This is a genomic window from Providencia sp. PROV208, assembly GCF_028479465.1.
Taxonomy (GTDB): domain Bacteria; phylum Pseudomonadota; class Gammaproteobacteria; order Enterobacterales; family Enterobacteriaceae; genus Providencia; species Providencia alcalifaciens.
The window spans coordinates 140,503-153,869 of sequence record NZ_JAMPNS010000015.1 but is presented as its reverse complement, the minus strand read 5'-3'; the positions used below and the strand labels follow the sequence as shown (position 1 = coordinate 153,869).

Here is a 13,367-nt window from a genome sequence, read left to right as displayed (position 1 = left end):
TTTAAATGAACTTTTAGGTAGTTAATTATAAAACTAACAAACATTTTTTAATTAGCATCTATAGATATATTATTATCAAAAATTAAAATTCACTAATAAATTATGGGCAATTATATAAACAAAAAATATTTAATAGTTACACTATTGTTAGCTTCTGCTAGAATCTCTTCAATCATATTTAAAGCAATGGGTGATAAGTAACCATGAAATTTATTTCGTTCAACATTAATGGTCTAAGAGCACGTCCTCATCAACTGGAAGCGATTATCGAAAAGCATCAACCTGAAGTGATCGGGTTACAAGAGACGAAAGTCCATGACGATATGTTCCCTTACGAGGAAGTCAGTAAATTAGGCTACCATGTTTATTATCACGGACAAAAAGCCCACTACGGTGTGGCATTACTGTTAAAAAATGAGCCAATCGCCGTCAGAAAAGGCTTCCCTACTGACGATGAAGAAGCTCAGCGCCGTATTATCATGGCGGATATCCAAACTAATGAAGGTATCCTCACTGTCGTGAATGGCTACTTCCCTCAAGGAGAAAGCCGTGATCACCCAACCAAATTTCCAGCAAAAGAAAAATTTTACCGTGATCTACAAGATTATGTGACATCAACGCAAACTGCAGATTCTCAACTACTCATCATGGGTGATATGAATATCAGCCCAACCGATCTAGATATTGGTATTGGCGATGTCAACCGCAAACGCTGGTTAAAGACAGGTAAATGCTCATTCTTACCTGAAGAGCGTGAATGGTTAGAGAGATTACTGGGTTGGGGGCTTGTAGACACTTACCGTGAACAGCATCCTGATACCACTGACTGTTATTCTTGGTTTGATTATCGCTCCAAGGGTTTTGATGATAACCGAGGACTGCGTATTGACCTTCTGTTAGCGTCTAAAAAGCTCGCAAGCCGTTGTCGTGCCACTGGTATCGATTACGACATTCGTGGAATGGAAAAACCGTCTGACCATGCACCTGTTTGGGCTGAATTTGATCTGACTAAATAAGCTCGACAAAATTATTCGCTTTTAGGGCAGCACGATTTTGTCCTAAAAGCTTTTTACATTATGCTTTGCACTTGACCGTTTTTTACATCAGTCCTTGGTGTAAGCTAAAATCGATTAACCATCCCACGAGATAAAGTGCAGATAAGCAGCCTCCCGCTGTCGCCACCTTTCCATGACAAACAAATGGCTGCGCCATAAATTCTACTGATAATGCGCTTAATGCCGCCTCTGCATCTCGATGAGTTGTGGCTTGTCGTTTGGGTAATAGATTTAACGCATGAAGAATGAATGCCCCTGCACAAATAGAACCTATATGCTGCCTTGATGGGTTCAAATTGAACGATGACAAAAAGTTATGGTTAACAAGCGCTTTTGGAACATCTCCTTGTCACTACTAAAACGCTTTTTCAAACTCTTTTAGCGATAAACACGAATTGTCTGATAACACTTATTTTGATGAGGCAGATTTATTTGCTTTACTGGCACCAGAGGCTTTTTTCAAGCTCTTTTTCATTCCTTTTGCATTGGGCGGAGGCGGTAGTTCTCGAAATGCACGAAGATTGGTATATTGTCTCGCTTGCTGAATCAAATTAATCAATGTTTGGCTTAACGGTTGCATAAAATCATCATAGCGCGTTTGCTTTTCACTGATCTGCGTGAGTCTTGATTCCCAATGAGCAGTCATATCAGGTAGTGTCGCCATATCTGGTAAAACGTGGATCAACGCTCGCCCAGCGGGAGAAGCATGGATATAGCGCCCTTTTTTAAAGAGAAACTGGCGCTTAAAGAGTAGATCGATAATGCCTGCACGGGTCGCTTCGGTCCCTAAACCATCGGTTTCACGCAATACTTTTTTTAATGCTTTATCTTGTACAAAACGCGCAATACCTGTCATGGCGGATAATAAGGTTGCATCCGTAAATGGTCGTGGAGGTTGGGTCTGTCGTTCGACCACTTCCCCTTTTTCGCATAAAAGATCATCGCCTTTCTTCACAATTGGCAATGGCATCCCATCGTTTTCTGCATCACGTTCTTTGCTGCCTAATACCACACGCCAACCCGCTTCGGCAAGAAAACGGGCTTTCGCATTGAACTTGCCATTTTCGATATCTAAATCGATAGTACATTTGCGATAAACCGCATCAGCCATAAATTGAATAATGTACTGACGAGCAATCAGTTGATAAACATTGCTTTCATTTTCAGTTAAACGCACCGCCGCCGTTTTTGCTGTTGGAATAATCGCATGGTGCGCATCCACTTTTTTGTCATCCCAGCAACGGTTTTTCTTATCGAGTTCAGGTAATTCGAACTCCGTTAATTCGGGTTGGTGTACAGCAATTGCATTCAATACGGCATGGCGCCCAGCAAAATGCTCATCAGGCAGATAGCGACTATCTGAACGTGGATATGTGATAAGTTTATGGGTTTCATACAGTTTTTGGCAAATATCGAGGACCTCTTGAGCACTCAGTCCATATTTTTTGGCAGCTTCAATTTGTAATGCGGATAAAGAAAACGGTAACGGCGCAATTTCAGACTCTTTTTTGTCCTGATATTGCGTGACAATTGCCGGCTTTCCTTCAATACGCGAAATCACATGTTCCGCTAACGGACGGTGGATGAGACGCCCTTCTTCATCTTGAAAATCGATGCAAGATTCACTCGGCTGCCAAATTGCCACAAAACGCTCATCTTTCGGTGTCACAATATGTGCTTTGACTTCAAAAAAATCTTTTGGAATAAAGTTTTCTATTTCTTCATCACGTCTAACGACTAAACCTAAGACGGGTGTTTGAACACGTCCAACAGAAAGCACACCTTGATAGCCACCTCGTTGCCCCAACAACGTATATGCACGGGTCATATTGATCCCATACAGCCAATCAGCACGAGCACGGGCTAATGCAGAGACGCATAACGGAATAAATTCACGGTTTTCACGCAAGCGGTCGATAGCACGCTCAACAGCTTGAGGGTTTAAATCGTTAATTAAGCAACGTTTTACATTTTTACGCTTTTCCGGATCAAGTTTGAAATAATCCAAGACTTCATCCACCAGCAGCTGCCCTTCTCGATCAGGGTCTCCGGCATGAACAACGACGCTCGCTTGCTTCAAGAGAGCATCGATAGTATTTAGTTGCTTGGTTACTGCGGAACGAGGCTTCAACTGCCATTTTTCAGGAATAATGGGCAAGTCTTGCAAATTCCAACGGGCATAGCGCGGATCATAAGCGTCCGGCTCTGCTTGTTCTAAAAGATGTCCAATGCACCATGTGACCATTTGATCATCACCACATTGAATAAAGCCATCCCCTTTACGATGGGGTTTTGGCAGTACATCCGCAATTGCCCGTGCAAGGCTGGGCTTTTCCGCAATAAACAAACGCATAGATTAATCTATCACTTCAATTAAAGGCACATTGTCCTGTGGGGGTAATAATTTCCCGATAGACTGTAACAAAACACCTTGCTGCTGTGCAATGTCTTTAATTTTAGTAACTTCCGATGGTTTAATTGCGATGAGCAAACCACCTGAGGTTTGAGGATCACACAACAATTTGCGTTGCATGTCGCTCATTGGACCAATCAAGTGACCGTAGCTATCAAAGTTACGTTGAGTACCACCCGGTACACAGCCCGCTTCAATATATTTCTCAACATCCGCTAATTTTGGCACCTGACTGAAGGCAATTTGAGCTCGAACGCCTGAACCTTCACAAATTTCACTTAAATGCCCAAGTAAACCAAAACCGGTCACATCCGTCATTGCAGTCACACCGTCTAATGGTGCAACAACCGCGCCGAATTTATTCATCTGACACATAGTTTCCGCAGCAAGATGCTCATGCTCGGGTGCCAAAGCCCCTTTTTTCTCTGCGGTGGTCAACACGCCAATACCAAGCGGTTTAGTTAAAAACAATTCGCAATCTGCACTCGCTGCACTGTTTTTCTTCACATAATCTGTATTTACCACCCCAGTTACCGCCAAACCAAAAATAGGTTCCGGTGCATCAATGGAATGACCGCCAGCTAATGAAATACCCGCATCAGCACATGCTGCACGCCCACCTTCAATCACTTCACGCGCCACTTCAGGTGGCAATTTTGCAATAGGCCAACCTAGAATGGCAATCGCCATAATCGGCTTTCCGCCCATCGCAAAAATATCACTGATCGCATTAGTCGCCGCAATGCGTCCAAATTCAAATGGGTTATCCACGATTGGCATAAAGAAATCTGTGGTACTGATAATACCAATGCCATTACCTAAGTCATAAACCGCCGCGTCATCTTTGGTTTCATTGCCCACTAATAAATGGGGATCATGGAATTTAGCTTGCTCAGTATGCAAAATTTGTTCTAATACTTTAGGTGCGATTTTACATCCACAGCCTGCACCGTGACTGTATTGGGTCAATCTAATTTTTTCTGTCATTGTCTATCTCTTTAGAAATATGTCACAAAACCTGTCATATCAGGTTGCTGAGCTTTTGCAGGTGCCTTTAATTCTGGCGTTCCTAAGTAAAGAAAGCCGACAATATGGTCATTCTCTTCACAGCCTAACCCTTCCCGCACAATCGCATCTTCTGTCCATGAACCTGAACGCCAGATACCGCCAAACCCTTGTGCTAACGCCGCCATCTGCATTGCTTGAACCGTGCAGCTTGCTGCAACAATTTGTTCCCACTGAGGGACTTTTGGGTGATCTTTTACTTTTGCAATGACAGTAATGATAAGAGGTGCACGAAATGGTGCATTGCGCGCTTTTTCTTCCACTTCTGCCCCAAGTTTACCTTCCACTGCGGCTTTTTCGAGCAACTGACTAAAGCGGGCAATTCCTTCATCTTGCATCACAACAAAATGCCATGGCTTTAACGCGCCATGATCCGGTGCTCTCATCCCAGCGGCAAGAATATTTTCGAGTTGTTCGCCTTGCGGCGCAGGTGAGGTTAAACGTGAAGCTGAACGACGGTTCAACAAAAGGGTTAATGCATCCATATTGATCTCCGATTAAGAGTAAGCTGATGTAGTGCACAGCAAAATAGAAATACCATCAGGCTATTGTACAACGCTCGCAATGGTTTTGTTATGAATAATCCTGTATTACATTATTTGGTATCTGTCATCGTTTGATACTGTATAGGATTAAATCTATTGATTAATCTATCTATTAATCAACCATCAAATAAATGATATTCTAAATCATTCGCGTGCCATTTTATGCCGCCAACCTTGATTGATATCCTCACACTGGAGAAAAAATGCGACAACTCTGGGATATTTTCGCCACAGTCTTTAAGTTTAGCTGGCGAATCATTAATTTCATTCGACAATTTATTTTCAACGCAATTTTCTTCGTGTTGTTATTTTTAGTGATCGGTGCCTATTCTCTATTGCAAACGGACAGTAAGCCAGAGAAAAACTATTTTGGTGCACTGGTCGTTGATCTTCAAGGTATCGTTGTTGACCAAGTTTCATCGCCTGATCCTTTTGGTCGTATGAGTCGTGAATTATTAGGTAGCTCTAATAACCTCATGCAAGAAAACTCGCTGTTTGATATCGTCGACACTATTCGTACCGCTGCCAACGATGACCGCATTACAGGTTTAATATTGCGTTTAGATAATTTGGTCAGCGCAGATCAACCCTCTATGGCATACATTGGTAAAGCCATTGAAGAATTTAAAGCCTCCGGAAAATCCGTCTATGCCATGGGCGACAGCTACACCCAAGCTCAATATTATTTAGCAAGCTTCGCCGATGAAATTTACCTCGCACCCCATGGTACAGTGGGCATTTACGGTTTCTCAACCGATACACTGTATTACAAGTCGTTATTAGAAAAACTGAAAGTCAGTAGCCATATCTTCCGTGTCGGTACCTATAAATCTGCGGTAGAGCCGATGATGCGCGATAATATGTCCCCTGAGGCCCGAGAAGCAAACCTGCTCTGGCTAATCACTCTATGGGATAATTATTTAGGATCAATCGCACAAAACCGCAAAACCCAGGCAGAACACATTTTCCCGGGTGCCGATAAGCTAATTGCCCAACTCCGCCTCGTGAAAGGTGATACCGCACAGTATGCCTTACAACAAAAATTGGTGGATAAGATCTACACCCGAGAGCAAGCTGAGAACGTGTTCTCCAACCAATTTGGTTGGAATAAAGACGATAAAACGTTCAATGGTATCAGCATTTATGATTATTCCACCCAAATCGCCGATACCAGCAACAGCGAAGGTAATATCGCAGTGATTGTGGTACAAGGTGCCATCATGGATGGACCACAAACACCCGGTATTGCTGGTGGAGAAACCCTTGCTGCCCAAATTCGTGATGCGCGATTAAACGACAATATCAAAGCTATCGTATTACGGGTCAATAGCCCAGGTGGAAGCGTCAGCGCCTCTGACTTAATTCGTAATGAATTAGCCGCAGCCCGTGCGGCGAAAAAACCTGTTGTGGTTTCTATGGGGGGTATGGCTGCATCCGGCGGTTATTGGATCTCAACGCCTGCGGACTACATTATTGCCAGCCCAAGCACGCTAACAGGCTCCATTGGTATTTTTGGCGTGATCAACACCTTTGAGAATTCACTCGAATCTATCGGTGTTTACACCGATGGCGTCTCAACTTCACCATTGGCGGGCGTTTCTGTCACTAAAGGGATCAGCCCACAATTTGCTGATATGATGCAAATTACTATCGAAAACGGCTATCAAACCTTCATCGGCTTAGTCGCTCAATCACGCCATAAAACGCCAGAAGAGATAGATAAAATTGCTCAAGGTCGCGTTTGGATTGGGAAAGACGCACTAAAAATAGGTTTAGTTGACCAATTAGGTGATTTTGATGATGCTGTCGCAAAAGCAGCTGAACTAGCGCAAGTGAAATCAGTTGAATTGGATTGGATGCAGCCTGAACTCTCCTTTATGGATCAATTAATCCTTGAAGTGACTAACAATGTTCAAGTCATGATGCCTGACGCATTGCAAGCTTTCCTACCGCCAGCCGCGGTGACGGATATCCGCCGCCAGGCACAGTTTTTCTTGAAAATGAATGATCCGCAAAATCGTTATGCTTTTTGTTTAAACTGCGCGGAAATTAACTAACTGTCGCCCCCTCTATGGTCATCATAGAGGGGATACCTTAAAGGGAAAATACCTAGCGTAAAGCGTTCTTGCCATCACAACAATCTGCAATATATTGTTTTATCCATAGATTATCTCCGGCAAATAAGCCAAAATCCTTATAATCCAAATTATTCACACACAGAACTTCATCTGTCATCGTCAGGTAACAAAATGCAGAAGAAATCGATTTATGTCGTTTATACGGGTGGCACCATCGGTATGCGCCACTCTCCGCAAGGTTATATTCCCGTTTCAGGTCACTTACAAGCCCAGCTAGCGCAAATGCCCGAATTCCATCGCCCTGAAATGCCAACATTTACGATCCGGGAGCATCAACCATTAATCGACTCTTCGGACATCACCCCCGAAGACTGGCAGAATATCGCCGATGACATCAGCGAAAATTATGATAAATATGATGGGTTTGTGATTCTACATGGTACGGATACCATGGCATTTACTGCCTCTGCGCTTTCATTCATGTTCGAAAATCTTAAGAAACCGATCATCGTGACAGGGTCACAAATTCCACTCGAAGCACTACGTTCCGACGGGCAAACCAATCTACTCAATGCACTTTATTTAGCGGCAAACTATCCTATTAATGAAGTCGGTTTATTCTTCAATAATAAATTGTATCGCGGTAACCGCACCGTAAAAGCACATGCTGATGGTTTTGAAGCGTTTACATCACCAAACTGTTCACCTTTGATGGAAGCAGGGATCCACATCCGTACTTTCAATACTTGCCCTGCTCCAATTGGTATTGGTGAACTCAAAACTCATCGTATTACTCCACAGCCGATAGGTGTTGTCACATTATATCCAGGGTTATCGATTGAAATCGTACGTAACATTCTTCAACAACCTGTAAAAGCGCTTATTTTACGTTCTTATGGTGTTGGCAATGCACCGCAACAACCTGAACTCTTGCGGATCCTCCGTGAAGCGACGTCACGCGGCATTATTGTGGTTAATCTCACTCAATGTATTTCAGGTCGCGTGAATATGGAAGGTTATGCTACCGGACATGCGTTAGCAGAATCTGGAGTGATTAGTGGTTTTGATATGACTTTTGAAGCCGCATTGAGTAAATTACATTATTTACTAAGCCAAGATTATACCACTGAGCTTATTCGCGAATTAATGCAAAATAACTTGCGTGGAGAGTTAAGCTACGCCGATGAGTAAGCCATAACCTACTGAGAGAAATGATGAAATCAGCGTTACTGTTAGTCGATTTACAAAATGATTTTTGCACTGGTGGTGCACTTGCGGTTCAACAAAGTGAACAGGTCATTGAAACAGCAAATCGTATGATTGATACTTGCCAAGCGCAAGGAACGACGGTGATCGCCAGCCAAGATTGGCATCCTGAAGATCATCTGAGTTTTGCCGTTAACTCTGGGCACCCTGTCGGTACACTGGGTGAATTAAATGGATTACCGCAAGTTTGGTGGCCTGAACACTGCATACAAGGTTCTCATGGCGCTGATTTTCATGCTCAACTTAATATCCACGCTATCCAAAAAGTCTTCACTAAAGGCGAAAACCCGCAAGTGGATAGTTACAGTGCTTTTTTCGATAACGACCGTATCAGTCAAACGGAGCTGCATCCATGGCTCCAACAACAGGGAATTCGCCATTTAACCGTTATGGGAATTGCGACCGACTATTGCGTTAAATTTACGGTGTTAGATGCACTGAAATTAGGCTACTGCGTGGATGTTTTAGTTGACGGTTGTCGTGGTGTGAATTTAGCCCCAGAAGATAGTGAACTCGCCTTAGCAGAAATGCAAAATGCGGGCGCCAAGTTGATGAGCTTATCATTTTAAGCTTAAGCCGTTTTATCGTTGTCATTCTCAATTACCGCCCCATCATTCATGGGGCGATATTATACGCTTAGTCGTTTTCTTGCGGTTTCAACGTTGCCAATCTATCCCCTTGAAACAGGGATTTTAATTCTTGCTTACTCTTCATTGTAATTTGACCATCTGTGCCAACAGTCATATGTTCCGCATCATGATTATGGCGAGATTGCCATAACATGACCATCTGCAATGTGTTTTCTTTCTGCTCAGGTGTCAACGGTACGCCATCAGGCCATTTACCTAATTCGACAGCCGTCACTAAGCGCTGATAAATTTCAGGGGTCATCACAGACAGTAGTTGTTCTATTTGTTGTGTATCCATTTCTACGCTCACGTTACGCCTCATAAAACGAATAAAGTGATAATGAAGATTATTTTAATTATATCTCTTTAGCTGAATCGTTACTTCCGAGTGATAACTCGTGCTTCAGCAAGCTTCAGCAACCTACCCAACGGTCTTTTCGCCCGTTTTGTCATCTGTAAAGCTCAGTGATGCTGAATTAATGCAGTAACGCTGCCCAGTGGGTTGAGGTCCATCAGGAAATACATGGCCAAGGTGGGCGTTACAATGACCACAACGCACTTCAATACGATGCATTCCGTGGGAGAAATCTTCGATAAATTTTATCAAACTTTCATCTATCGGTTGAAAGAAGCTCGGCCAACCACAGCCAGCATCAAATTTTGTCTCAGAAAGGAATAAAGGTGTGCCACAACAGAGACATTCATACACGCCATCTTTACGGTTATGCAATAATTGACCACTAAATGGCGGCTCTGTACCAGCTTCCTGCGTCACATACAGTTGGACTTGGTTAAGCTTTGACAAATCAATAGTTTGCTTATCTTTATTCGACATCGATTACCTACTCTTTTTCAAAAAGGCGCTTGCTGAAGTCAGCATGCCCCTATTTCAAGCAACAAAAACTTAACAACGTTCAGTGAAAAACTATTCTAGACTATTAAGGTTAGAACTTTACGGTTTGATTTGTGATGAGTCTCACATATATCACTGAAGGATGGTTTCATTATGCTGAACAATCCCGATAATACGTGCGGCTGTATTTGCTGCTGAAGTGACTGACAAATATGCAGATAGTGGTTTCAGAATTGATTTTTTTCAATAATTGACACGATTCCGCTTGACGGCTGGCAAGGTTTTGGTAACTTTAAGTACATCTTAATTCACGAAATAAAATAGCTGGTGGAAATACTATGACTATCAAAGTAGGTATTAATGGTTTTGGTCGTATCGGCCGTATCGTTTTCCGTGCTGCACAAGAGCGTTCTGACATCGAAATCGTTGCTATCAACGACCTGCTCGATGCAGAGTACATGGCATACATGTTGAAATACGACTCAACTCACGGTCGTTTCAACGGTACTGTTGAAGTTAAAGATGGTCACTTAGTTGTTAACGGTAAAAAAATCCGTGTTACAGCAGAGAAAGATCCTGCGAACCTGAAATGGAACGAAGTCGGTGTTGATGTTGTTGCTGAAGCAACAGGTATCTTCCTGACTGACGAAACTGCTCGTAAACACATCCAAGCAGGCGCGAAGAAAGTTGTGTTAACTGGTCCTTCTAAAGATGACACTCCAATGTTCGTTATGGGCGTTAACCACAAAGCTTACGCAGGTCAAGAAATCGTTTCTAACGCATCTTGCACAACTAACTGCTTAGCTCCACTGGCTAAAGTTATCAACGACAAATTTGGTATCGTTGAAGGTCTGATGACCACTGTTCACGCAACAACAGCGACTCAAAAAACTGTTGATGGTCCTTCACACAAAGACTGGCGTGGTGGTCGTGGTGCTTCTCAGAACATCATCCCATCTTCAACAGGTGCTGCTAAAGCTGTAGGTAAAGTTATCCCTGAGCTGAACGGTAAACTGACTGGTATGTCTTTCCGTGTTCCAACTCCTAACGTTTCTGTTGTTGACCTGACTGCACGTCTGGCAAAACCAGCAACTTACGCTCAAATCTGTGATGCTATCAAAGAAGCAGCTGAAGGCGAACTGAAAGGCGTTCTGGGTTACACCGAAGATGACGTTGTATCTACCGATTTCAACGGCGAAAAACTGACTTCAGTATTCGATGCTAAAGCAGGTATCGCACTGAACGACAACTTTGTGAAACTGGTTTCTTGGTATGACAACGAAACTGGCTACTCTAACAAAGTTTTAGACCTGATCGCTCACATCTCTAAATAAGAGTTGTTACGCAATTAGTGTGACTGAGCCGCCTTTTGGCGGCTCTTTTGTATCCTTCGTACACGCAAAATTAAAGCCCAGCTCAATATACTCCAAGCTGCGTCTCCCGCTTCACTCAATGCAACTTGCAGTATCGTGAGTTTGTTATATTGTTATTTCTAGTTACTGCCCTATTTATAGGCGCTGTTCTATTTATAGTCGCTGATTTAGGTCGTGATGATGGACCAACAACCACAGGCGCAAGACAATGCATGATAAAATTTTTGCTTTACCTGTTATCAAACAGCTTTCTCCTTATATTACCCAACGCCAACTTGGTGAGTTGCCACTCATCGTAGTTTCACACCCCAAAGTACGTGGTGCGGTCAGCCTACAAGGTGCCCACTTAATTGACTGGCAACCCGCAGGTCAAAAACCCTGCCTTTGGTTAAGTCCGGAAAGTGCGTTTAAAGAAGGGATTGCCATTCGTGGCGGTATTCCTATTTGCTGGCCATGGTTTGGTCCAGTGAATAGCCCTAGCCATGGTTTTGCCCGTATTTTACCTTGGCAATTTACCGCCCATAACGAACATGATTGTGGCGTGATCCTCACATTCACTCTGACCGACAATGAATACACTCGTAAACTATGGCCGCATGAGTTTACACTGATACTGCGCATGAAGCTTGGTGAAACCTGTGAACTTGAACTAGAAAGCTATGGGGATTTTGAAGCGACAGCGGCATTGCACAGTTACTTCAATATTAGTGATATTCAAAAAGCCACTGTGTATGGTCTCGGTGGACATTACATTGATAAAGTAGCAGATAGAGAAGCTTACATTTCTGAACCACTGAAATTCAATAAGCACACCGACCGCATTTATACTGAACCCGAAGAGTACAGTTTATTGCGTGATGATGGCTGGAATCGCACTATTGAGTTGCACCATTATCATCACAGCGATGTTGTGTGCTGGAACCCTTGGGCGGAGCTATCTTGCAGCATGCAGGATATGCCTAATAATGGTTACAAACAGATGGTTTGTGTGGAAACGGCTCGCATTCATATGCCAATGAAATCTGAAGCGCAAAGCCCTTCTCGCCTTTCTCTCGTGATGGTATGCCGCGAAAATAAACCGCAGCCACAGCAAGAATAACCACGCGTAAAATAATTGTAAGAATACATGCAAAAATAAAACCCCAAAACAGCCTAGCCATTTTGGGGTTTTTCATTCTATTCCAGCGTATAAATTAGAAGGTGTAAGTCACACCACTCCACACAATACCAGAATAGGATTTGTTCACCATCGGGCTATCTTTCACTTCGTTAGACAGCTTATCAACACGTCCTAGCGCAAATAATGACCAGCTGTCAGTCATGCGATAGTTAGCTGATAATTCAACATAAGGTGTCCAACTTGAGTTTGGCTGGTAACGCTCTAAACCGCTTTTTGCGGACTCTTTCGAGGTCACTCCAAACTCATAACGGTTTAACTTCGCACTATCCCATTTAATACCAATCCCTGGGGTTAGTGACCAGTTATCGCCTTTAAATGCGTATAGATAAGCTGCTTCAGCACGCATGCCTTCGCTTTCCCATAACATATCGAGAGAACCATTGAAACGTAATGTTCCCCAATCCGCGTTATGTCTGTAGGTGAAACCACCCATCACAGTGTCACGACGACGATCTAGCTTACGCATATCTGCATTATCATTATCTTTTGGCTTAAAGAAATGCGGATAGTAATATGCATCTAAAGAAAGTTGGTCTTCTTTATCATTCCACAAGTAGTAACCTACAGCTAATGTGCGGAAGTAGAAATTTTCACTCTCATAATTCACAACGGGAACTGGCGTAATGTAATCGCTAGTTTTGATGCCTTTATAAGGCGTTGCTTGCGCTAATACGGAACCACCAACAGACCAAGTTCCAGCAAAAGCAGCGCTTGAAATCGCACTTAACGCAATGGCAAGTGTGGTCATTTTAACTGTTTTAGACATATTAAATTAAACCCAAATTATTCAAATGAAGTTAATAATAAACGATGAATAACGCAGGAGTATCCCCTACGTTAGTGAGATGGTTCACATTTAAAGCTAAATTGCATTCATTGTCTATCTTTCTCAGCAATGAATATAAGCTAA

13 protein-coding genes are annotated in these 13,367 nt (G+C 42.9%); 6 read left to right on the top strand and 7 right to left on the bottom strand.

The annotated features are described in order from the left end of the window. The first annotated feature begins 203 nt into the window (after nt 1-203). On the top strand, nt 204-1,016 hold the full coding sequence (gene xthA / locus PR766_RS12160; protein ID WP_036963783.1) for an exodeoxyribonuclease III: 813 nt from the start codon (nt 204-206) through the stop codon (nt 1,014-1,016). Between the two features lie 82 nt (nt 1,017-1,098). On the opposite strand, the gene PR766_RS12155 is transcribed toward xthA, so the two are convergent. The 4 genes from PR766_RS12155 to PR766_RS12140 form a co-directional block, all read right to left on the bottom strand. Further along, nucleotides 1,099-1,365, bottom strand: a complete 267-nt coding sequence (locus tag PR766_RS12155) for a DJ-1/PfpI family protein (protein WP_051420239.1) — start codon at nt 1,363-1,365, stop codon at nt 1,099-1,101. 99 nt (nt 1,366-1,464) lie between these two features. Next, a complete protein-coding gene (locus PR766_RS12150; protein ID WP_036963785.1) occupies nt 1,465-3,408 on the bottom strand; it encodes a DNA topoisomerase III in 1,944 nt (647 codons plus the stop codon). Nucleotides 3,409-3,411: 3 nt separating this feature from the next. Next, nucleotides 3,412-4,455 (bottom strand): selenide, water dikinase SelD, encoded by a 1,044-nt coding sequence (gene selD / locus PR766_RS12145; protein WP_006661658.1) that lies wholly within the window; start codon nt 4,453-4,455, stop codon nt 3,412-3,414. Nucleotides 4,456-4,466: 11 nt separating this feature from the next. After that, on the bottom strand, nt 4,467-5,018 hold the full coding sequence (locus tag PR766_RS12140; protein ID WP_036965808.1) for an NAD(P)H nitroreductase: 552 nt from the start codon (nt 5,016-5,018) through the stop codon (nt 4,467-4,469). 263 nt (nt 5,019-5,281) lie between these two features. On the opposite strand from PR766_RS12140, the gene sppA reads away from it, so the two are divergent. The 3 genes from sppA (at nt 5,282) to pncA (ending at nt 8,991) form a co-directional block, all read left to right on the top strand. Beyond that, on the top strand, nt 5,282-7,135 hold the full coding sequence (gene sppA, locus PR766_RS12135; RefSeq protein ID WP_154636578.1) for a signal peptide peptidase SppA: 1,854 nt from the start codon (nt 5,282-5,284) through the stop codon (nt 7,133-7,135). 192 nt (nt 7,136-7,327) lie between these two features. Beyond that, the gene (gene ansA / locus PR766_RS12130) at nt 7,328-8,347 is read left to right on the top strand and encodes an asparaginase (protein ID WP_006658758.1); all 1,020 of its coding nucleotides are present in this window, start codon (nt 7,328-7,330) and stop codon (nt 8,345-8,347) included. A gap of 23 nt (nt 8,348-8,370) precedes the next feature. Continuing rightward, nucleotides 8,371-8,991 (top strand): bifunctional nicotinamidase/pyrazinamidase, encoded by a 621-nt coding sequence (gene pncA, locus PR766_RS12125; RefSeq protein ID WP_036965810.1) that lies wholly within the window; start codon nt 8,371-8,373, stop codon nt 8,989-8,991. Nucleotides 8,992-9,058: 67 nt separating this feature from the next. Here pncA and PR766_RS12120 read toward each other — a convergent pair whose 3' ends face one another. Together PR766_RS12120 and msrB are read right to left on the bottom strand one after the other, a co-directional pair. After that, complete coding sequence (locus PR766_RS12120; RefSeq protein WP_006661655.1) at nt 9,059-9,349, bottom strand: YeaC family protein; 291 nt, start codon at nt 9,347-9,349, stop codon at nt 9,059-9,061. Nucleotides 9,350-9,472: 123 nt separating this feature from the next. Beyond that, nucleotides 9,473-9,886: a peptide-methionine (R)-S-oxide reductase MsrB gene (gene msrB / locus PR766_RS12115; protein WP_006658761.1), complete on the bottom strand. Its 414-nt coding sequence runs from the start codon at nt 9,884-9,886 to the stop codon at nt 9,473-9,475. Between the two features lie 356 nt (nt 9,887-10,242). Here msrB and gapA point away from each other — a divergent pair, with 356 nt between their 5' ends. Both gapA and PR766_RS12105 read left to right on the top strand, forming a co-directional pair. Further along, entirely contained in the window at nt 10,243-11,238 is a 996-nt protein-coding gene (gapA, locus tag PR766_RS12110; protein ID WP_006658762.1) for a glyceraldehyde-3-phosphate dehydrogenase, read from the top strand. 247 nt (nt 11,239-11,485) lie between these two features. Then, the gene (locus PR766_RS12105) at nt 11,486-12,376 is read left to right on the top strand and encodes a D-hexose-6-phosphate mutarotase (protein ID WP_006661654.1); all 891 of its coding nucleotides are present in this window, start codon (nt 11,486-11,488) and stop codon (nt 12,374-12,376) included. A gap of 94 nt (nt 12,377-12,470) precedes the next feature. On the opposite strand, the gene PR766_RS12100 is transcribed toward PR766_RS12105, so the two are convergent. Then, nucleotides 12,471-13,223, bottom strand: a complete 753-nt coding sequence (locus tag PR766_RS12100) for a MipA/OmpV family protein (RefSeq protein ID WP_006661653.1) — start codon at nt 13,221-13,223, stop codon at nt 12,471-12,473. Between the last annotated feature and the right edge of the window lie 144 nt (nt 13,224-13,367).

Excerpts from the sequence above, each read along its gene's own strand:
- PR766_RS12105 (WP_006661654.1), top strand. The coding sequence starts at position 11,486 with ATGCATGATAAAATTTTTGCTTTACCTGTTATCAAACAGCTTTCTCCT.
- xthA (WP_036963783.1), top strand. The coding sequence starts at position 204 with ATGAAATTTATTTCGTTCAACATTAATGGTCTAAGAGCACGTCCTCAT.
- sppA (WP_154636578.1), top strand. The coding sequence starts at position 5,282 with ATGCGACAACTCTGGGATATTTTCGCCACAGTCTTTAAGTTTAGCTGG.
- PR766_RS12140 (WP_036965808.1), bottom strand. The coding sequence starts at position 5,018 with ATGGATGCATTAACCCTTTTGTTGAACCGTCGTTCAGCTTCACGTTTA.
- PR766_RS12100 (WP_006661653.1), bottom strand. The coding sequence starts at position 13,223 with ATGTCTAAAACAGTTAAAATGACCACACTTGCCATTGCGTTAAGTGCG.
- pncA (WP_036965810.1), top strand. The coding sequence starts at position 8,371 with ATGAAATCAGCGTTACTGTTAGTCGATTTACAAAATGATTTTTGCACT.
- gapA (WP_006658762.1), top strand. The coding sequence starts at position 10,243 with ATGACTATCAAAGTAGGTATTAATGGTTTTGGTCGTATCGGCCGTATC.
- ansA (WP_006658758.1), top strand. The coding sequence starts at position 7,328 with ATGCAGAAGAAATCGATTTATGTCGTTTATACGGGTGGCACCATCGGT.
- PR766_RS12150 (WP_036963785.1), bottom strand. The coding sequence starts at position 3,408 with ATGCGTTTGTTTATTGCGGAAAAGCCCAGCCTTGCACGGGCAATTGCG.
- msrB (WP_006658761.1), bottom strand. The coding sequence starts at position 9,886 with ATGTCGAATAAAGATAAGCAAACTATTGATTTGTCAAAGCTTAACCAA.
- selD (WP_006661658.1), bottom strand. The coding sequence starts at position 4,455 with ATGACAGAAAAAATTAGATTGACCCAATACAGTCACGGTGCAGGCTGT.
- PR766_RS12120 (WP_006661655.1), bottom strand. The coding sequence starts at position 9,349 with ATGGATACACAACAAATAGAACAACTACTGTCTGTGATGACCCCTGAA.